This is a genomic window from Marinobacter sp. AC-23 (assembly GCF_001858325.1).
Taxonomy (GTDB): Bacteria; Pseudomonadota; Gammaproteobacteria; order Pseudomonadales; family Oleiphilaceae; genus Marinobacter.
This window is the reverse complement of record NZ_MBPP01000034.1, coordinates 51,200-70,620: the sequence shown is the minus strand read 5'-3', so window position 1 is coordinate 70,620 and position 19,421 is coordinate 51,200. Positions and strand designations below refer to the sequence as shown.

Below are 19,421 nucleotides of genomic sequence, written 5' to 3'. Positions count from 1 at the left end.
TATAGCAAAAAAGCCCCCAGGACTGTCGTTTTAAACATCAGGCCTGGAGGCTTTCTACAATAATATGTTGAGCATTCAAGCTCACGCTATCAGGGTTTCATTACCAGATAGATTGCCCGCCCCTGGCGCACAACGCGAACAGACACAGCCCGCCCTTCTGGTAAGGCCGCGACCGCTTTTTGAAAGTCCTCAACCGACGATACCGCTTTTCTGTTGATTTCGGTAATCACATCCCGGGCACGAACACCCGCATCATAAGCAGGCCCTCGATTAACACTCAGCACGACGACGCCCTCCGACACACCAATAGAATCAGCCAGATCCGACGGCAAAGGCTCAACCGTCAACCCCAGGGGCGAGGCGGATGACCCACTTTCAGCAGGGGCAGCTTGCTGAGCACCACGCTCATCCGGCAGTTGACCGATTTCCACATCCAGTGTGATCTCCTTTCCACTACGAAGAACCATAAGGCGGGCTGTATCACCTATCGGGGTGCGCCCCACCATAGGAGGAAGATCCGACGAAAGCTGAATGTCGTCACCGTCATACTCAAGAACGATGTCACCAGGCTGCAAGCCGCCGGCTTCGGCTGGCGAGCCATCCATCACTTCTGCAATCAACGCGCCCCGCGGGCGTTTAAGGCCGAACGACTCCGCCAGGTCGCGGTTTACTTCTTGAATCAGCACGCCCAACCAGCCGCGGGAAACCACACCTTTGTCACGAATCTGGCGGAATACGCTCATGGCATCGTCAATGGGGATAGCAAAAGAAACCCCCATGAACCCCCCTGAACGGGTGTAGATTTGTGAGTTAATACCTATAACTTCACCGTCCAGATTGAACAGCGGGCCACCGGAGTTACCCGGGTTGATGGCCACATCGGTCTGGATAAACGGCACGTAGTTTTCCGATGGGAGCGAGCGACCCAGCGCACTAACTATGCCGGCTGTAACCGTATAATCAAAACCAAAGGGCGAGCCTATGGCAAACACCCACTCACCAACTTTCAGGTTTTTAGAGCTCCCTGTTTTCACTACGGGCAGGTCGTCCCCATTCTCGATTTTCAAAACAGCCATATCTGAACGGGGGTCCGTGCCAACCAGCGTTGCCGGCAGCTCACGACGGTCATTTAGCCGAACAATGATCTCATCGGCACCTTCAACCACGTGATTATTGGTCAACACATAGCCATCCGCAGAGACAATAAACCCTGACCCCATGGAGCGGCTCGGCCGGGGCTCACTCGGCCCGCCGCCAAAGGGTGACTGAGGTCCGCGAAAGAAATCTTGGAAAAACTCTGGCAGCTGGTCGAGCTGCCCCTCATCAAAGGGCAAGCCGCGAAAACGCTTATTGGCAGCAGTAGGGGCGCTCGCTGTGCTAGTGGTGCTTATGTTAACGACAGCGTCGGCGTTTTCCTCAACCAGCTCGGTAAAATCTGGCAAACCATCCGCAAAACCTGTTTGGCTCCAACCCACAAGCACGATAGCGAGCAGCGTCGGTATCAATGAACCCAGCACCCTCTGGCCGAGCGGTGCCGGGGAAAACCGGCTAACTGCAGTTGTGGCTTTTCGCATGTCAGAATCCCCTATATGTCAGATATGTCAGGTTAGCGAGTCGGGATGAGCGACCATTCCAGCTGGGATGCGGTTCACCCGGAGCAGCCTGGGTTCATAACTGCCGGCATTCCGGCGTTGTAACTGTCGACTTATCAAAAAGCCCAATGCAAGACCGGCCGCAGCGCCCAAGATAGCTGCGAAATCATTGCCTCCGGACAGATGATGCCCAATCATACTGGCCGTCACCAAAAGCAATAACGGAAGCGCATACACAAGCAATGAGGCGCCAAGGAGCGCGCTTTCATCAATACCAAGTGTCACTTCTTCGCCAACACACGCATTCACAGAATTAACGACACGCACCTGATTAGCCCGGCCTCCAGTTGCCGAGGCCAATACCTTTTGTCCGCAGCCATTACGTGCTGCACAACTCTGGCAAGCACTGGTGCGAATGGTCTGTACCCAGGCATGCTCGTCGGTAACGGCAACAACTTTTCCAGACTCCGTAATCATTGATCGCTCGCACCCAGCACAAAGGCTTCGTCAATTTGCACTGAGTCGGCCACCTGGCGAGCAGATGCCGGTGGTAACTCACCCACAACCGTCACCAGAAATGCATTATTTTCGCTCTGCATATGGCGCATATAAATGGTTGTTGCTCCTATGCGGGAAGCACCCGTGGGCATATGCACGGTACCGGCAGGCTCAACAAACACTGAGAATGCCGCCAACCCATCTGAAAATGCAACAGCCTGCCCCTTACCAGAGCTTGGTGCTGCGGCCGGCTCAAACCCGTCCGGGCGCCAGCCAAGGTGCCAGCCCTGCTTACGCGATGCGCTGGAAAATCCGTTCTGAGAATCAGCCTGAGCTCCCTCCCCGTTCAGTGTGCGGGAAATTTCACGACCCTCAGAGCGAATTTCAAATTCGTTGTCAGGAATAGCGTCAGTGATCTCAAGGTTGGTAAACTGAAAATGCTCCAGCACCTCGCCACCGGCTGCTCGAACGTGGCTTTTCACCAAAAGCCCGGTAGATTTCTCCAGCCACAAGCGATGACTGTATCTATGCTGGTCTTTAGCCGTCAGTGCAACAATCACCACATCATAGCCGGCGATACGGCCCTCGCCTTGCAATTCAGCACGATACCACCGGCTAACCGGAACAAGCTGGCTGGCAAGCGCCTCTGCAAAAGGGCCAGAAGGGATGATCTGTTCCAGCTGCATCTTGCCTTGCTCCGGCAGCACGCAGACCACATTCATGCCGCGCCGAACAATCTCACCGCTGGCGCCGTCCTGTAAAACCAGACGCTCCTCCACGACTCCTTTGTGATAACGATGGGCTATTTGCATGGAGTGAACACTGGAGCCCCTGGCGTATACGAACACACCCCGATAGGTCGTCATATTAAGAGCGGGCCCCAGGCGCTCGAGCCAGTAGGCTGCTGTTTTTTCTTCCGTAACACCATAGGCTGGCGTGGCCATAGCCAATATAAGCGCCAGAAGCGCGGGCAATGACCAGTTAATCAGGCGCAAGCTGTAAGTACCGGCTTTTTTCATGGTCACCTTTAATACGGTCAATCAGTAGCTGCCACTAGCACTGACAAGACGGGCATAGCTCACTGAGCCCTGCCCCACACCCACACTGTTGTGCTGAGCGTGCTCTAGAAGATAGCGGTTCATGTACTCCCTCTGTTTCTCGTCAAGCCCCTGTAAAGCAACTTCCTGAACCGGCAAATCACTATCTGTCAGTTCAATTTCAGGCGCCTCGGTTACAGGCACCGATGCCAGTTCATCAGGAGAGATCTCGCCGGACTCCCAGCCCGCGCCTGCCCCAAAGCCAACCAGTAAAGCTGCGGCAACCATTGCCACTGCGGCTGACCACTGCCATCGTCGCGGCTCCTCACGGTGCTGCGACACAACTGGGGCCCGCGACCTGGCACGGCCATCCAGGGCCTCGCGTACGGCGACACTTACATCCACACTCTCAGCCGGTGAGTGGCCTCGGTGCATCAAATCATGCACCCCCTGCCAACGCTGCCACTGGGCGCGCACATCGGCTTGATCCTCATGGGACAACAATCGCCGAACTGAAAGTTCGTCGGCTTCATCGTCCATCATGGCAGACAGTGTTTCTCGGAGACGATCATCCATAGGATGCACCTTCAATTACGTCACAGAATGGTTTAGCAAGGGTCCCAGGTGCCGATCAACAGCATCCCTGGCCCGGAAAATACGCGAGCGCACGGTCCCAATAGGACACTCTAATATCCGCGCAATATCTTCATAACTGAGCCCGTCATACTCTCGTAGCAGGAACGCCGACCGCAGTTCCTCTGGCAGACTTGCAATGGCATTGTTCAGCTCTTTCTGCAGCTGATCACGCTGAAGCAGGCGCTCCGGCGAGGCGATGTCACGTAACCGTCGCCCGTCATCAAAATTCTCCGCCTCGGCAGAATCGGCACTACCCTGGGGCCTTCGGCTACGGGACTCAAGATGGTTTTTCGCGGTGTTCACCGCAATGCGGTAAAGCCAGGTATAAAAGGCGCTGTCGCCACGAAAGCGGTCAATGGCACGGTACGCTTTGATAAACGCTTCCTGGGCAAGATCCATCACTTCCTGGCTGTCGTAAACATATCGGCTGATAATAGAGGCCACCCTTGACTGGTATTTAACTACCAGCAAATCAAAAGCTGCACGATCTCCGTTCCGGACTTTGCGAACAAGTTGCAGGTCGGTCTGGCGATCTGGCTGCTCAGCCTGTTTTTGGTCATTAGGGGCCATGGTCGCTGCGCCGGTGCTCTCCGGTTTCATGGCCAGTTTTTCGGCCGATACGAGTTTCTGATGATTCATGCTCTCTGTCCGGCGCCCGTTTATGAAAAGGACAACCTTGCCTACTTGGCTAGTCATCCGTCAGGCCAAATAGACAGCAAGCGTAAAGTTTAGTTCAATACACGTCTACATTATGGCCTGCGATAACGAACCGATGCCACAGCCCTATGAATACGATGTTCTTATTATTGGCAGCGGCGCCGCCGGCCTGACCGTTGCGCTCAACCTGCCAGAGCACTTAAAAGTATGCGTTGTCAGCAAGGCTGACATCAGCAGCGGCGCGACACTCTGGGCCCAGGGCGGCATAGCCGCGGTTCTGGACGACCAGGATTCCACCGAAAACCATGTGCAGGATACCCTCTCAGCAGGCGGAGGCCTGTGCAACGAAGAGGCCGTGCGCTTCACAGTGGATCACAGCAAAACAAGCATTGAGTGGCTCATCGATATCGGGGTTGATTTTACCCGGGACACAGATGCTCAACTACACCTTACCCGTGAAGGCGGCCACAGCCACCGGCGTATTATTCACGCCGCCGATGCCACCGGGCATGCTGTCTCTACAACCTTAACAGCTCAGGCCCAGGCCCGACCCAACATCGAGCTTAGATCCGGACGTGTTGCAGTGGATCTGATTACCAATCGCAAGCTGGCCCTTCCGGGCAATCGCTGCGTTGGCGCTTACATACTGAACCTTGAAGATAACCATGTGGAGCTTTTTCGAGCGCGCTTCACCGTGATTGCAACCGGTGGCGCGTCCAAGGCGTACCGATATACCACCAACCCCGACGGTGCATCCGGGGACGGTATTGCCATGGCCTGGCGTGCAGGCTGCCGCGTGGCCAACATGGAATTTAACCAGTTCCACCCGACCTGCCTGTACCACCCCCACGCCAAGTCATTCCTGATTACTGAAGCGGTTCGGGGCGAAGGTGGATTATTGAAACTGCCGGACGGCTCCCGCTTTATGGATCGGTTCGACAAGCGAGGCGAGCTGGCGCCACGGGATATAGTGGCCCGAGCCATTGACCATGAGATGAAACGGCTGGGGGCAGACCACCTGTATCTGGACATAAGCCATAAACCGGAGGATTTCATCCGGCATCATTTCCCCACCATTTACGAGAAATGCCTCGAGTTTGGCATCGACATTACTCGCGAACCGATTCCTGTCGTGCCAGCGGCGCACTATACCTGTGGCGGTATTGTCAGCGATAAGCGGGCACGAACCGACATCAATCAGCTTTACGTGGTCGGGGAAGCCGGGTTTACCGGGCTTCATGGCGCCAACCGCATGGCGAGCAACTCGCTACTGGAGTGCCTGGTCTATGGCCGGGCCGCTGCCGCCGACATCACACGCAGGGAAGCAGACATTCCGCCCCCGCCCGAGGCCCCGGCATGGGACGAAAGCCAGGTACGGGACTCTGATGAAGACGTCGTGATTTCTCACAACTGGGACGAATTACGCCACTTCATGTGGGATTACGTAGGCATCGTGCGCACCACGAAGCGCCTTCAGCGGGCAAAGCACAGAGTGGACCTTCTGTCCCAGGAAATCGGCGAGTTTTACAGCAACTACCGGGTAACCAACGACCTCCTGGAACTCAGGAATCTGGTCACCGTGTCCGACCTGATTATCTGCGCCGCTTTGCAACGCAAGGAAAGCCGTGGCCTGCACTACACACTGGATTATCCGGGACTGCTACACGAGGCCCGTGATACTGTACTGATACCAACAACCTACAGAACCCCTTCGCCGTAAAGGGAATGACCAAGAGAGCAACTATGCAAGACACCCAGCCCCCTGCGGACAACTCGGATTTCAACCGCCTCTGGTGGCACAGCCGCCGTGGCATGCTGGAATTGGATGTCCTGCTGATTCCGTTTTTGGAAGAAGCCTATCGGGATTTGGACAAAGCAGACCAGGAACGCTACGAAAAGCTGCTGATCTGCGAGGATACAGACATTTTCGAGTGGTTCATGCAGCGCAGCCGCCCCGACGATGCAGATCTCCAGCGCATCGTTGACATTATCCTCGCCCGTGTCCAACCAGATTGACCTAACATTAACGCGCTGTACTGCAGCGGGTTGCCTGGCAGCCGCTCCATGGCTGGTTGCCAGCGCGTTTGTGCTGATTACCGGGGCATCTGAAAAACACTGGATGTTCGCACTCGCCCCACTGACCTTCGCGGGTGCCATATTCCAGTACCGGCTCAATGGGCTACTGGCGGGCCAGTCGGCCGTTCTGGGGCTATGCCAGGATCAGAACACCCTCTATGCACGCCTTGGTAGCGGACAAACTCTCGCTGTTACCGCCTGCCCGTCGAGCCGTATCAGTTCCAAAGTTGTACTCTTGAAACTGCGCCCGATAGCCACCAGATCTGCTTCATACCCGGTTGTGTTACTCTCCGGCACACGAATTGCCGGTAATGTTCCGGAAGATCAGTTTCGTCGTCTGAGAATGTGGCTCCGGTTGGGTCGCACTCAGTAATCCTTTGAATAGTATTTTTGCCCGGAGTTCCCCATGACTGGTACAGATACAGCTGCTTCAGCCCCGCCTGTTTACGCATCAGCCGAGCTCCCCTCCCCGGTTTCTGGCCGCGTTCTGCTGACCAACCGCGTTTTGGTTCGCATTTCTGGCTCAGGTACGGACAAATTCCTGCAGGGCCAGTTAAGCCAAAATCTTGATGACGTAAAAATCGGCACATCACCCCGCGCCACGGGTGCTACGCCCAAAGGCCGGGCTTACTGCCTGACTCGTTTGGTCCGGGATGGAGAGGACATACTGCTGGACCTGCCCACTGAACTGGCAGAGTCGATCACAGCTCACCTGCGCAAATACATGATGCTCTTTCGTGGCACCTCCATGGAGACACAGACCGACGGTCAAATCATTGGGCTGCTGGGCAATGAGGCTGCGTCGAGCCTTTCTGGAGAAGGCTTCAACAACCTGACATCCCCGGGAGATACGCTGGCGCTGGAATCAGGGTTCCTGATCCGAACAGAAAATACAGGCGAGGGGCTGCCCCGCTTTGAGCTGTGGCAAACCAGCGCAATCGATCTGGAACTGGACAACATCCCAGAGAAGACGCTTGCAGACTGGCAGGCCTCCGAAATTGCGGCGGGTGTTCCCATGCTGACCACGACGACCAGCGAATCCTATGTACCGCAAATGCTTAACTTGCAACATCTGGGCGGCGTGCATTTCAAGAAAGGCTGCTACACCGGCCAGGAAGTGATCGCCCGCATGCACTTTCTTGGGCAGCTCAAAAAGAGCCTGTTCCGCTTTCACGTTGCAGAGGCTAACTCCATACCCGCACCTGGAACCTCCATCATGGCGGGTGAGCGTTCCGTGGGCGAAGTCGTAAACGCAGTGGGTTTCAATGACGGTTCTTGCGAATTGCTTGCGGTTATCCGGCACAACGCTGTCAGCGGCAAGCTGTTGGCAGACGGCCAGCCAGATGCAGTGTTGGAGCAGCGGCCGCTGCCATACACGGTTACCGAGAGAGAAGGCGCAGCACCAAAGGATACATAAGTTGACAGGAAAGCCCGCAAAATTTTGCTATAAATAGAGTTCACAATTTTGATCCTCGGGTTGTCCGCTCACTAGCATGACGGACCGCCCGATCTGACAAGCGGACCCTTGCCAAACCATGTCGAATATTTCTGAAACCATCAAAGCGGACCTCACCGCCGCTATTGAAAACGACAAGCTGGTACTCCCAACTTTGCCCGAAGCGGCACTTCAGGTGCGCGAGATCGCCGAGTCAGAAGACTCTGCCATTGGTGATCTGGTTAAGGTCATTAGCAATGACACAGCACTCTCTGCTCGCATCATCCGTGTCTGCAACAGCCCACTTTTTCGGGGCAACCGCGCGATAGAGAATCTGAACATGGCGGTAAGCCGGCTAGGAATGGTCTACACCAGCAACCTGGCCATGGGCCTGGCCATGCAGCAGATGTTCCAGGCAACCTCTGAGATGATCGACAAACGCCTGCGCGCAACCTGGCAGACCAGTACCGAAGTAGCGGGCGTTTGCCACGTATTGGCCCAGCATTACACTAAACTGAAGCCGGACCAGGCGACCTTGGCGGGCTTGGTTCACCTGATCGGCGTGCTGCCCATTTTGCGCTACGTGGAAGACGAAGACGTGCAGATCAGCAGCATCATGCTGGACAACGTCATTGACGAACTGCACCCAAGAATCGGTGCTGCAATTCTTAAACGGTGGGATTTCCCGAAAGACCTGCAAAACGTTCCGTTGGAATACGCCAACTTCCAGAGAGAAGTACCCGCAGCCGACTACGCTGACCTGGTTATGGTGGCCAACCTGCAGCTGGCTGCAGGCTCCGAGCACCCTTGGGCACAACTGGACGGATCTGCTATCCCAGCTTTTAAGCGCCTGGGTATCGACCCGAATATCGATATGAGCGAAGAAGAAGACCTGAATGCCCAGATGGAAGCCGCAATGGCTTTGCTTCAGTAGTCGGCATCCAGATCTGCTTTAAAGGGCAGCGCCCAGCTTACTGGCGTTCGCCCTTGTTCCCGGAGCCATTCATTGGCCCGGGAGAAATGCTTGCAGCCGAAGAATCCGCGATACGCACTAAGCGGTGATGGGTGCGGCCCTTCCAGCACCAGGTGCCGGCTCCGGTCAATATGCCGCCCCTTCTTTCTGGCATAGTTGCCCCAGAGCATGAACACGACGCCCTCACGCTCATGATTCACTGCCTCAATCACGCGGTCTGTAAACGTCTCCCAGCCTTTCCCCTGATGCGCACCGGCCTGCCCCTGAGCCACCGTAAGCACACTGTTGAGAAGCAACACGCCCTGTTCCGCCCAAGGCTGTAGGCAGCCGTGATCTGGCGGCGCAATGCCCAGGTCACTCTGAATTTCTTTGAACATATTAACGAGCGACGGTGGCGGGGGAACATTCGGCCTTACTGAAAAGCACAGACCGTGGGCCTGGCCTGGGCCGTGATAAGGATCCTGCCCAAGAATGACCACACGCACCTCATCCAGAGGCGTGCTGTTCAACGCGTTGAAGCAGTGGGAGCTGCTTGGGAAGAGAACCTTCCCGGCACTTTCTTCGGCAGCCAGAAACTCAGCCAACGCCTGCATGTAGGGCTGGCTGAATTCGCTTGCGAGGTGTTCTTTCCAGCCCCGGTCGGGCCTGAGATGGCTTGCCAGTAGCTCAACCGGGTGCATGGTTATTCCTCGTGCTTCGCGCTCTCGGTTTTGTGTTCAGGGCGCATGGCCGGGAACAGAATCACGTCGCGAATGGACGGAGAGTTGGTCAGCAGCATGGCCAGGCGGTCAATACCAATGCCCTCGCCCGCGGTTGGCGGCAAACCATATTCCAGAGCCATTACATAGTCTTCGTCGTAGAACATAGCCTCGTCGTCGCCGGCATCTTTCTCTGCCACTTGAGCCTGGAAGCGCTCAGCCTGGTCTTCTGCGTCGTTAAGCTCGGAAAAGCCATTGGCAATCTCACGGCCACCCACGAAGAACTCAAAACGCTCAGTCACAAACGGATTGCTATCCTTGCAACGCGCCAGTGGTGACACTTCCTTCGGATACTCGGTAATGAACGTTGGCTGCATCAAACGATGCTCTGCCGTCGCCTCAAAAATTTCGATTTGGACCCTACCTAGGCCCCAACCGGATTTCACATGAATGCCCAGGTCTTTTGCTACCTGGCGAGCGGATATCTCATCCGCCAACTGCTCGGCTGTTACATCCGGAGAGTAGCGCAAGATTGCATCGACAACGGTCAGGCGTTCAAAGGACTTGCCAAAATCGTACTCAATGCGTTCTTCAGTGCCATCGGCCAGCATGCGAGTGTTCACTACGGTGGTGCTACCCAAAACATTCTCTGCAATCGTGCGCAGCATATCCTCGGTAAGATCCATCAAGTCGTTGTAATCGGCATATGCCTGATAAAACTCAACCATGGTAAATTCCGGGTTATGACGGGTAGAAAGCCCCTCATTCCGAAAGTTACGGTTAATCTCGAATACCCGCTCAAAGCCACCCACAACCAGCCGCTTGAGGAAAAGCTCCGGTGCAATGCGCAGGTACATATCCATGCCCAATGCATTATGGTGGGTAACAAATGGTCGCGCAGTCGCGCCGCCAGGAATCACCTGCAGCATGGGCGTTTCAACTTCAATGAAGTCCCGATCTGCAAAGAACTGGCGCATAGAAGTAATGATCTTGGACCGCGCAAGGAATACCCGACGGCTGTCTTCGTTAACCATCAGATCCACATACCGATGACGGTACCGCGATTCGGTATCAGTCAGGCCTTTGTGCTTTTCCGGCAGCGGGCGTAGCGACTTGGTGAGCAACACATACTCATCCATAGTCACATAAAGATCACCTTTACCCGATTTGCACAAGGTGCCCCGTACGCCAACAATATCCCCCAGATCCCAATGCTTGGTATCTTTTTGCACATCTTTAGTGGCATAGATCTGGATACGACCAGTCATGTCCTGAACCACTTTGAATGCTTTTCGATCAAGCATCATACGGCCTGCAACGGCAACCTTAATGCCCATAGACTCCAGTTCTTCTTTACCATGGTCGCCGTATTTAGCCTGCAGCTCGGCGGCAGTGGAATCGCGACGAAAGTCATTTGGGAACGGATTACCACTCTTGCGCAGCTCGGCCAACTTGGCGCGGCGCTCGGCAATCAGCTTGTTGTCCTCTTGGGGTGCATTCTTGGCGTGTTCAGTCATGTTGGCTCACTAGAAAATCGGGATGTCCGGGTTGGCTTGCTAATGACGCTGATTACAGCGCCATTTTCAGGCTGGCTTCAATGAACTTATCGATATCACCATCCAACACCGCCTGGGTGCTGCTGGTTTCAACTTTGGTACGCAAATCCTTTATACGGCCATCATCCAGCACGTAGGAGCGAATCTGGCTGCCCCAACCAATATCGGATTTTGCGTCTTCGGCCTTTTGCTTCTCGGCGTTACGTTCCTGCATCTCACGCTCATACAGCTTGGCTTTAAGCTGCTTCATAGCCTGATCTTTGTTCTGATGCTGGCTTCGGCCGGCCTGACAGGCCACAACAATACCTGTCGGGTTGTGGGTCAGGCGCACCGCAGATTCCGTCCGGTTAACGTGCTGACCACCGGCGCCGGAGGCACGGTAAACATCCACCCGCAGATCCGCCGGGTTAATTTCAATCACAAAGCTGTCGTCCACTTCCGGTGAAACAAATACCGAAGAGAAAGACGTGTGGCGACGATTACCAGAGTCGAAAGGCGACTTACGAACCAGACGATGAACACCGGTCTCCGTTCGTGACCAACCGAACGCATACTCGCCTTGAATGTGGATAGTGGCACTCTTCACGCCAGCCACATCACCCTCTTGCAACTCCACAATGTCCGCCTTAAAACCACGGCGCTCAGCCCAGCGCAAGTACATACGCAGAAGCATGTTAGCCCAGTCCTGAGCTTCCGTGCCGCCTGACCCGGCCTGGATTTCGAGGTAGGCGCTATTGGCGTCCATCTCACCCGAAAACATCCGGCGGAATTCAAGCTTTTCGAGCTCGGAATCAAGCGCTTCAAGATCCGACTCAATCTCGGTTACTGTGTCTGCGTCATCTTCATCAACCGCCATTTCCAGCAGGCTTTCTGCATCGGCCAGGCCGGTTGTGAGGTTGTCGATGGTACTAACAATCAAATCAAGATCAGAACGCTCTTTACCCAGCGCCTGAGCGCGCTCAGGGTCATCCCACACAGTGGGCATTTCCATTTCTCGCTCTACTTCGACCAGCCGCTCACTCCGCTGATCATAGTCAAAGATACCCCCTGAGCGATTCAGTACGCTCACGAAGCTCTTTAATCTTCGTCACAATGGGATTAATTTCCATGAAAACCTTACTCACGTTGGAAAATGATGCGTAAAACTGTGGCGGGATTCTACCGGAATTCCGGCTGCAAATCAGCCGTGGGAAACCGAACTTCAACTTGGGCGCAATCCAGGCGAGCTATCTTTACAGCCAAGTCGGTCAGGGGGCGGGTGCTCTTTTCTGCCGGAAAAAGATGTCTGAGCGCAGCGAGTTGCTTTTTCCAGAAGAAAAGAGCACCCGCCTCCTGACCAGACTCAAAAGCCTGGTTAGGAAAGCGGCTCCAGATAATCCACCAAAAGCTGAAGGTTAGTCCGGCCCCGGAAGGTATTGGCATCCGGCTTGTAAACCACCCTAGCCCCAGTGCGCGTGTAATCAGGAACCTCCGGCCCGGTATTGAACGCTATGCCGTCGATGATGCCGCTGCCATCAATCGGCTGCAAAACCAGCTTCAGGTGATTTTCGCCAACGATACGCTGACTGACCACACGGAACTCGCCGTCAAACAAAGGCTCGGGAAAATGCTGCCCCCAAGGGCCTGCGCGCTTCAATAACGCGGCTGTTTCCAGAGATAACTCTGCAGAACTCAGCGGCCCATCGGTGGTAATTGCAGCCTCAAGATCGGCTGCAGTCAGGGTATCTCTCACTGCCCGATCAAACGCCTCGGTAAAGGCATCAAAATCATTTCGGGCCAGGGTCATGCCAGCGGCCATGGCGTGACCACCGAACTTTTTCATCACCCCAGGATGACGAGAATCAACAACGGCCAACACATCGCGAATGTGGAGGCCCGGGATTGATCGCGCAGAGCCTTTTACATCTACGCCGTTTTCATCGGGGGCAAAGGCAATGGTCGGCCTGTTGGTTTGCTCGCGAATGCGGGCCGCGAGAATGCCGATAACACCCTGGTGCCAGTCCTGATCGAACAGGGCCAACCCCCAGGGCAGCCCTTCCAAATCCAGAGACATGGAAGCGAGCAGGTCTTGGGCCTGGGCTTTCATATCTTTCTCAATGGTACGCCGCTCACGGTTGAAGGTGTCCAGCTCGCGGGCGAGTCGCCGTGCTTCATCTGGGCTGTCGGCTAGTAGACAGGCAATACCAACGCTCATGTCGTCCAGCCTACCCGCAGCGTTAAGCCGTGGGCCAACCACGAATCCAAGGTCGGTGGAGCTAATGTTTGCATGCTCGCGACCGGCAACCTCGAGCAATGCGAGAATTCCCGGGCGGGCTTCGCCTTGACGAATGCGCCGCAGGCCCTGCTCAACAAAGATGCGGTTGTTATGGTCCAAAGGCACCACATCGGCCACGGTGCCCAATGCCACCAGATCTAACAAAGTGCCGAGGTTGGGCTCTGGCTGCGGCAATCGACCGGCTTCCCGGAGCTTTTTGCGCAGTGCTGTGAGCACATAGAACATAACCCCCACGCCTGCGGCATTTTTGCTCAAGAAAGCGCAGCCGGCTGATTGGGGTTCACGATAGCGTCGGCATCTGGCAGGGTTTCGCCAGCAAGGTGGTGATCCGTTACCACAACCTTAATACCCAGATCGCGGGCCGCTTTAACGCCTTCAATAGCGGAAATCCCGTTGTCTACCGTCACCAAAAGGTCAGGCAGTTCGTCTTCCAGCTGCAAGCGCTCAATAATGCCGGGGGTAAGCCCATAACCATCCGCAAATCGGCTAGGCACTCGAAAATCGATGCTCTGCAAGCCAAGCATGGAAAGCCCGAGCATAGCCACAGCGGTACTGGTGGCGCCATCAGCGTCAAAATCCCCGAGTACAACCACCCTCTGGTTCTGAGCAATCGCGTCCGCCAGCAATTCGACCGCACGCTCAATGCCGCGCAGCTCAAAGGGTGATGCGAGGTGCCTGAGGGTATAACTTAATTGGTCGTCGGAGGTTACGCCGCGAGCAGCGTACAAACGGCGGAGCAACGGAGGCAGGTCTTGCCCCCACGCCGGAACGCTGTTCGGGTGGGAGCGACGCAGGATCTTTTTGGGTGTCATTCCGGGTCAGGTATTCTTCCAGTGTTTTGCGATGAATGCCTGAACGCCCGCCTTATCATTATCAAGTACGGTATAGCGCTCTTCGCGTTCGAACAGATCGGCCATATGCGGCGGAAGTTCCGCCTTTACCGTCAGGCCAGACTCGGTGATGGCATCGGGGAACTTGGCCGGGTGGGCCGTTCCAAGTGTGATCATGGGCACCTGAGAATCACGACGACAAGCCCTGGCCGCATTTACGCCGATGGCTGTGTGCGGGTCCAGCAGGTATTCGTTCTGCTCGTAGACTTCACGGATGGTGTCGCAAGTGGCCTTGTCATCAACTGCCGCGCTGTCGAAGAGCTTGCGTGCCTGCTTCCAGCGATAATCTTCAATACTCACCGGGCCTTTGGATGCGTTTTCAAGCAACTGCTTAACCGCCAGGCCGTCGCGACCATGAAGGTCAAACAACAAGCGCTCAAAGTTGCTGGACACCATAATATCCATGCTCGGCGAGAGCGTATGCTCAAGCGTGTGCTGCTCGTACTTGTTGCCACTCATGAAGCGATGAAGAATGTCATTCCGGTTGGTGGCGATAACCAACTGGGATATGGGCAAGCCCATTTTTTTCGCAAGATAGCCGGCGAAGATATCCCCGAAATTACCCGTTGGCACCGAAAACGCCATGCTGCGATCCGGGCCACCGAGCGCCAAAGACGCATGAAAGTAATAGACAATCTGAGCCATGATGCGGGCCCAGTTGATGGAGTTAACCGCAGCCAGCTTGGCTTTACCACCCAGGAACGACTGATCGCCAAAGCTCTCTTTAACCATGCGCTGACAATCGTCAAAATTGCCACGAATGGCCAGATTATGAATATTGTCACCCTTAACCGTAGTCATCTGGCGGCGTTGCACTTCCGACACGCGCTCGTGAGGATGCAGAATGAAGATATCCACATGCTCGCAACGCCGACAACCTTCAATGGCCGCAGAACCGGTGTCGCCGGAGGTTGCACCCATAATGACCGCATGCTCCTGGCGCTTTCCGAGCACGTAATCCAGCAAACGACCTAGCAGCTGAAGCGCAAAGTCCTTGAACGCCAGTGTCGGCCCACGGAACAGCTCCATCACCCACTCGTTGGTGTCAAGCTGCACCAGTGGCGCTACGGCCTTGTGGGCAAACACGCCGTAGGTATCATCCAGCATTTGGCGGAAATCAGCTTCAGGGATAGCCTCTTCCACAAACGGGTACATGATATTGAAGGCCAGCTCGGTATACGGAAGCCCACGCCAGCTACGGATTTCTTCCAGGCTGAAGTGCGGAAGCGACTCCGGAACATAAAGACCGCCGTCAGGGGCCAACCCTGTGAGCAGAACATCTTCAAAACCCAGTGCGGGGGCTTCTCCCCGCGTACTGATATATCTCACGTGCGTACCTGTCGGTTATGGTTTTCTCAGTTGAAGTTTTCGGCGCGGATACGAATAACCGGTCCATCAATATCCGAGAAAGCTTCCATCTCTTCGATAGCTCGGTTGATCTGCCGCTCTTGTACGGTGTGGGTCAGGATAATGACCGGAATGCGGCCATCCTTCAGCTCAGATTCTTTCTGCATTATCGACTCAATATTGATGCCGTGTTCACTCAGAACGGAGGCAATTTTTGCCAACACACCTGGCCGATCCAAGGCGGTAATACGCAGATAATAGGCCGACTGAACCTCTTCCATGGAAAGCACGCTCAGGTTTTCCATGGCCTCTGGCACAAAACCCAGGTAAGGAACCCGTAACGCGCCGTTGCTTGCCACAACACGGGCAACATCAACAATATCGGCAATCACAGCAGAAGCTGTCGCTTCATCACCCGCACCCGGGCCGTAATACATAGTCTGGCCAACTGCATCGCCTTCCATAAGAACAGCGTTAAGTACGCCATCGACCTGAGCAATCAGGTGGCTTTTTGGAACCAGGGTTGGGTGCACCCGAAGCTCGATACCTTCTTCGCGACGGCGAGCAATACCCAAATGCTTGATACGGTAGCCAAGCTGCTCAGCATGGGCGATGTCGTAGGGAGTAATTGATGAAATTCCTTCGGTAAATGCCTTATCAAACTGCAGCGGAACGCCGAAACCGGCCGAAGCCAAAATAGTCAGTTTGTGGGCCGCGTCGATACCCTCAACATCAAAGGTCGGGTCTGCTTCTGCGTAACCAAGATCCTGGGCTTCTTTAAGAACTTCAGCAAAGGCTCGCCCTGCACGCATCTCGGTAAGAATGTAATTGCCAGTGCCATTTATAATTCCGGCAATCCAATCGATACGGTTAGCGGCCATGCCTTCACGAATGGCTTTCATTACTGGAATGCCACCCGCAACACCTGCCTCATAGGCAACGACGACACCGGCTTTTTCAGCCGCTTCGAAAATTTCGTTACCATGAACAGCAATTAGCGCCTTGTTAGCGGTTACTACGTGCTTGCCATTCTTAATGGCCGTCAGCACGAGTTCCCGCGCGGTGTCATAACCGCCAATCAACTCAACAACAACGTCGACGGCAGGATCATTCACCACGTCAAAAATCTCGGTGCTAAAGGCTACGTCGCCAAGATCTATATCGTCACGGCTGCGACGACTGGCAACCCGGGTAATCCGGATATTACAGCCCGCACGGCCCGCAATTAGCGCTGCGTTGCGCGTTAATACATTGAATGTACCGCCGCCAACGGTTCCCAGTCCGCAGATTCCGACACTGACGTCTTTCAAGCTCTCACCTCTGATCCCGAATGGGGGTGCTGATAAATTGTAGTTTTGCAGCATTGCGATGTTGCGACACTGAAAAGGCGCATAGTATACCGGTTCAAGGCCTGCTGAATAAGCCCTGAACCAAAAGCCTGTCACATAACCGCGCCACCCTGGGCGTGGCGCGGTTATGCACGCATCAAAGCAAGCCCAAGCCTTCGGCCAGGTTCCTTGCAGGAACGTAACCACGCACGATATTGCCGTCTTCCAGTACGATTGCCGGTGTACCCGTAACACCCACGCGCTGGCCTAGCTTAAACTGCTCCAGAACCGGGTTTTCGCAGGTGGCCGCCTCAACCGTATTACCGGCTTTGGCTGAATCCATCGCAGATTTTTGATCCTCTGCACACCACACGGACACATACTTTACAAACGATGGCTTGCCCGGGCCAGAGCGCGGATAAGCATAGTAATTCACGGTAATACCATAGTCATTAAGCTGTGACACTTCATCGTGAAGTTTGCGGCAGTATGGGCAATCAATGTCGGTAAACACATCAATCACCGCTTTTTCGTTGCTGGCCTTATAACGGATCACGCCATCGTCACCATAATTCTCCATGGTTTTGCGCCGCTCAGTGGCTCTGGCCTCTTCTGTCACATTGGCGATACCCGTGCTGGTAACCTTCAACAAATCACCGGTAAGCAAGTACTGGCCATCAGCCGTTGTATAGATGGTATCGCCATTGTTGCTCTGAACCTCGTAAAGCCCCTTCGCTTCGGATTCCCGCACAGACGAAATTCTTAGCCCAGGCACAGAGCTGGAAAGTCGTTCACTGATGCTATCCTCAACATCACCGGCAACGCTGAAGGGCGCACCCAGAACACCTGCGGCCATCACAGCCATCATGAAAAAACGATTTATAATCATTCTGGTAAACACACCTTTTTGATCGGATACTTATTGGGCTTGCGCAGACACTCGCACTAGCCATGAAACGAATTTTTAAGCTAAAACAATGCGACACCTGCTTGCCACAAAAGTTCAAAGCGACACCTTACCGAAAAATCACAAGCTCAACCACGCGGATGATGAGCCTGATGTAACGACTGCAAACGCTGTCGCGCCACGTGGGTATATATTTGCGTTGTGGAAAGATCCGAATGGCCCAACAACATCTGAACAACCCGTAGATCTGCACCATGGTTAAGAAGGTGGGTTGCGAAGGGCATGCCGCAGCGTGTGGGGTGACAAGTGTTTTCGGATGCCCGTTCGCACAGCGTAATGGCGTACACGGTACCAGAATGTTTGCCGCGTCATGGCAGCTGCGCGGTTGCCGGGAAACAGCGCATCGCAAGCCCTCCCTTTAAGCAGCTCAGGCCGCCCCTCCTTCATATACTGGAGCAACCAATCTATCGCCTCTTCTCCCAAAGGCACAAGGCGCTCTTTGTCGCCCTTACCCATAACCCGTATAACGCCTTGGCGAAGATTCACCTGATCAACGCGCAAGCCGGTAAGCTCAGACACCCGCAACCCGCAGCCATATAGAATCTCCAGCATCGCCTTGTCACGCTGCTCAATCGGCAAGCTGGGATCCGGCTCCGCCAGAAGCGCATCCACCTCCACTTCGGTCAACGAATCCGGCAACCGCCGGGGCAAGCGAGGGCTATCTATACGCAACGTAGGGTCCTCTGAAATCAGTCTTTCCCTCAGCAAAAACCGAAAAAAACGGCGCATGCCCGAGAGACGACGAGCCGCCGTAGACGTTTTGATTCCTTCGGCTAGCCCGCCAGCCATCCACGCCAACAAATCCGTTCGCCGCGCCTCGGCCAGCAGCGCCGCCCGGGCTGGTTTTCCAGCCATGCGGCCAAGCGTTGCAAATCACTGCGGTACGCTTGTCTGGTTTTTTCACCCAGACCATCCTCAAGCCATACAGCATCAACAAACCGGACAACGACAGCTTCATCCTCTAGTCTCACACCACCGCCCTCTGACAACCCATATTCGCAAATTTGCATTCTGGCTCGCCAGAAACGAAAAAGGCAGCCCTTAGGCTGCCTTTTTCACTGCAGGGTTGCTCAGCATATGCTGATCAGCCCAGCTTTTCCTTGATACGTGCTGCCTTACCAGAAAGCTCGCGCAAGTAGTAAAGCTTCGCCTGGCGCACATCGCCACGACGCTTCACAGCAATGCTGTCGATCAACTTGGAGAAGGTCTGGAAAGTACGCTCAACGCCTACGCCGTATGAAATTTTCCGTACGGTGAAAGACGAGTTCATGCCACGGTTACGCTTACCAATGACAACGCCTTCGAACGCCTGTAGGCGCTCACGAGTGCCTTCAGTTACACGAACCTGAATAACCACGGTATCACCCGGCGCAAACGCGGGGATTTCCTTGGTCATCTGCTCTGTTTCAATTTGATGGATGATGTTGTTCTTGCCGCTCATCGTAATGCTCCTGAT

General features: G+C 54.9%; 17 protein-coding genes and 2 pseudogenes. 5 read left to right on the top strand and 14 right to left on the bottom strand.

The annotated features are described in order from the left end of the window. Positions 1-89: 89 nt before the first annotated feature. From BCA33_RS12135 to rpoE, 5 genes are all read right to left on the bottom strand, one after another. Positions 90-1,574: a DegQ family serine endoprotease gene (locus BCA33_RS12135; protein ID WP_083394735.1), complete on the bottom strand. Its 1,485-nt coding sequence runs from the start codon at positions 1,572-1,574 to the stop codon at positions 90-92. A 27-nt stretch (positions 1,575-1,601) separates the two neighbouring features. Further along, the gene (locus tag BCA33_RS12130) at positions 1,602-2,069 is read right to left on the bottom strand and encodes a SoxR reducing system RseC family protein (RefSeq protein ID WP_071266188.1); all 468 of its coding nucleotides are present in this window, start codon (positions 2,067-2,069) and stop codon (positions 1,602-1,604) included. Further along, on the bottom strand, positions 2,066-3,034 hold the full coding sequence (locus tag BCA33_RS12125) for a MucB/RseB C-terminal domain-containing protein (protein ID WP_139172998.1): 969 nt from the start codon (positions 3,032-3,034) through the stop codon (positions 2,066-2,068). The genes BCA33_RS12130 and BCA33_RS12125 overlap by 4 nt, the downstream gene beginning before the upstream one ends. Before the next feature lie 96 nt (positions 3,035-3,130). Then, positions 3,131-3,703 carry a sigma-E factor negative regulatory protein gene (locus BCA33_RS12120; RefSeq protein WP_071266184.1) on the bottom strand — a complete coding sequence of 191 codons (573 nt, stop codon included), beginning with the start codon at positions 3,701-3,703 and terminating at the stop codon, positions 3,131-3,133. Between the two features lie 15 nt (positions 3,704-3,718). Next, a complete protein-coding gene (gene rpoE, locus BCA33_RS12115) occupies positions 3,719-4,402 on the bottom strand; it encodes an RNA polymerase sigma factor RpoE (protein ID WP_071266182.1) in 684 nt (227 codons plus the stop codon). A 133-nt stretch (positions 4,403-4,535) separates the two neighbouring features. Here rpoE and nadB point away from each other — a divergent pair, with 133 nt between their 5' ends. The 5 genes from nadB (at position 4,536) to BCA33_RS12090 (ending at position 8,865) form a co-directional block, all read left to right on the top strand. Next, positions 4,536-6,140, top strand: a complete 1,605-nt coding sequence (nadB, locus tag BCA33_RS12110) for an L-aspartate oxidase (protein WP_175469771.1) — start codon at positions 4,536-4,538, stop codon at positions 6,138-6,140. 23 nt (positions 6,141-6,163) lie between these two features. Beyond that, positions 6,164-6,436 (top strand): succinate dehydrogenase assembly factor 2, encoded by a 273-nt coding sequence (locus BCA33_RS12105; protein WP_071266177.1) that lies wholly within the window; start codon positions 6,164-6,166, stop codon positions 6,434-6,436. After that, positions 6,420-6,869: a hypothetical protein gene (locus BCA33_RS12100; RefSeq protein WP_071266175.1), complete on the top strand. Its 450-nt coding sequence runs from the start codon at positions 6,420-6,422 to the stop codon at positions 6,867-6,869. The genes BCA33_RS12105 and BCA33_RS12100 overlap by 17 nt, the downstream gene beginning before the upstream one ends. A 33-nt stretch (positions 6,870-6,902) precedes the next feature. After that, positions 6,903-7,913, top strand: coding sequence for a folate-binding protein YgfZ (locus BCA33_RS12095; protein WP_071266173.1), 1,011 nt, complete (start codon positions 6,903-6,905; stop codon positions 7,911-7,913). 118 nt (positions 7,914-8,031) lie between these two features. Continuing rightward, the gene (locus tag BCA33_RS12090) at positions 8,032-8,865 is read left to right on the top strand and encodes an HDOD domain-containing protein (protein ID WP_071266171.1); all 834 of its coding nucleotides are present in this window, start codon (positions 8,032-8,034) and stop codon (positions 8,863-8,865) included. On the opposite strand, the gene ung is transcribed toward BCA33_RS12090, so the two are convergent. The 9 genes and pseudogenes from ung to rplS all read right to left on the bottom strand — a co-directional run bounded on the left by ung (position 8,859) and on the right by rplS (position 19,406). After that, on the bottom strand, positions 8,859-9,584 hold the full coding sequence (ung, locus tag BCA33_RS12085) for a uracil-DNA glycosylase (protein ID WP_071266169.1): 726 nt from the start codon (positions 9,582-9,584) through the stop codon (positions 8,859-8,861). The genes BCA33_RS12090 and ung overlap by 7 nt on opposite strands. Positions 9,585-9,586: 2 nt before the next feature. Further along, a complete protein-coding gene (gene lysS / locus BCA33_RS12080; protein WP_071266167.1) occupies positions 9,587-11,119 on the bottom strand; it encodes a lysine--tRNA ligase in 1,533 nt (510 codons plus the stop codon). Positions 11,120-11,171: 52 nt separating this feature from the next. Next, positions 11,172-12,267, bottom strand: a protein-coding gene (gene prfB, locus BCA33_RS12075) for a peptide chain release factor 2 (protein WP_139172997.1) whose coding sequence is annotated in 2 segments (ribosomal slippage) — positions 11,172-12,194 and positions 12,196-12,267 — 1,095 coding nt in all. Because the reading frame shifts where the segments join, the coding sequence is not laid out codon by codon here. Between the two features lie 245 nt (positions 12,268-12,512). Then, positions 12,513-14,245 (bottom strand): annotated as a pseudogene (gene recJ / locus BCA33_RS12070) (single-stranded-DNA-specific exonuclease RecJ). A gap of 6 nt (positions 14,246-14,251) precedes the next feature. Next, entirely contained in the window at positions 14,252-15,652 is a 1,401-nt protein-coding gene (thrC, locus tag BCA33_RS12065) for a threonine synthase (protein ID WP_071266165.1), read from the bottom strand. Between the two features lie 26 nt (positions 15,653-15,678). Then, positions 15,679-16,980 (bottom strand): homoserine dehydrogenase, encoded by a 1,302-nt coding sequence (locus BCA33_RS12060; RefSeq protein ID WP_071266280.1) that lies wholly within the window; start codon positions 16,978-16,980, stop codon positions 15,679-15,681. A gap of 175 nt (positions 16,981-17,155) precedes the next feature. Then, complete coding sequence (locus tag BCA33_RS12055; protein WP_254774365.1) at positions 17,156-17,866, bottom strand: DsbC family protein; 711 nt, start codon at positions 17,864-17,866, stop codon at positions 17,156-17,158. Between the two features lie 167 nt (positions 17,867-18,033). Beyond that, a pseudogene (gene xerD, locus BCA33_RS12050) lies at positions 18,034-18,975 on the bottom strand (site-specific tyrosine recombinase XerD). 74 nt (positions 18,976-19,049) lie between these two features. Continuing rightward, positions 19,050-19,406 (bottom strand): 50S ribosomal protein L19, encoded by a 357-nt coding sequence (gene rplS / locus BCA33_RS12045; RefSeq protein ID WP_071266161.1) that lies wholly within the window; start codon positions 19,404-19,406, stop codon positions 19,050-19,052. Between the last annotated feature and the right edge of the window lie 15 nt (positions 19,407-19,421).

What these genes read in the sequence shown, in the direction of transcription:
- BCA33_RS12135 (WP_083394735.1), bottom strand. Translation starts at nt 1,574, where the DNA reads ATGCGAAAAGCCACAACTGCAGTTAGCCGGTTTTCCCCGGCACCGCTC.
- BCA33_RS12130 (WP_071266188.1), bottom strand. Translation starts at nt 2,069, where the DNA reads ATGATTACGGAGTCTGGAAAAGTTGTTGCCGTTACCGACGAGCATGCC.
- BCA33_RS12125 (WP_139172998.1), bottom strand. Translation starts at nt 3,034, where the DNA reads ATGGCCACGCCAGCCTATGGTGTTACGGAAGAAAAAACAGCAGCCTAC.
- BCA33_RS12120 (WP_071266184.1), bottom strand. Translation starts at nt 3,703, where the DNA reads ATGGATGATCGTCTCCGAGAAACACTGTCTGCCATGATGGACGATGAA.
- rpoE (WP_071266182.1), bottom strand. Translation starts at nt 4,402, where the DNA reads ATGAATCATCAGAAACTCGTATCGGCCGAAAAACTGGCCATGAAACCG.
- nadB (WP_175469771.1), top strand. Translation starts at nt 4,536, where the DNA reads ATGCCACAGCCCTATGAATACGATGTTCTTATTATTGGCAGCGGCGCC.
- BCA33_RS12105 (WP_071266177.1), top strand. Translation starts at nt 6,164, where the DNA reads ATGCAAGACACCCAGCCCCCTGCGGACAACTCGGATTTCAACCGCCTC.
- BCA33_RS12095 (WP_071266173.1), top strand. Translation starts at nt 6,903, where the DNA reads ATGACTGGTACAGATACAGCTGCTTCAGCCCCGCCTGTTTACGCATCA.
- BCA33_RS12090 (WP_071266171.1), top strand. Translation starts at nt 8,032, where the DNA reads ATGTCGAATATTTCTGAAACCATCAAAGCGGACCTCACCGCCGCTATT.
- ung (WP_071266169.1), bottom strand. Translation starts at nt 9,584, where the DNA reads ATGCACCCGGTTGAGCTACTGGCAAGCCATCTCAGGCCCGACCGGGGC.
- lysS (WP_071266167.1), bottom strand. Translation starts at nt 11,119, where the DNA reads ATGACTGAACACGCCAAGAATGCACCCCAAGAGGACAACAAGCTGATT.
- BCA33_RS12055 (WP_254774365.1), bottom strand. Translation starts at nt 17,866, where the DNA reads ATGATGGCTGTGATGGCCGCAGGTGTTCTGGGTGCGCCCTTCAGCGTT.
- rplS (WP_071266161.1), bottom strand. Translation starts at nt 19,406, where the DNA reads ATGAGCGGCAAGAACAACATCATCCATCAAATTGAAACAGAGCAGATG.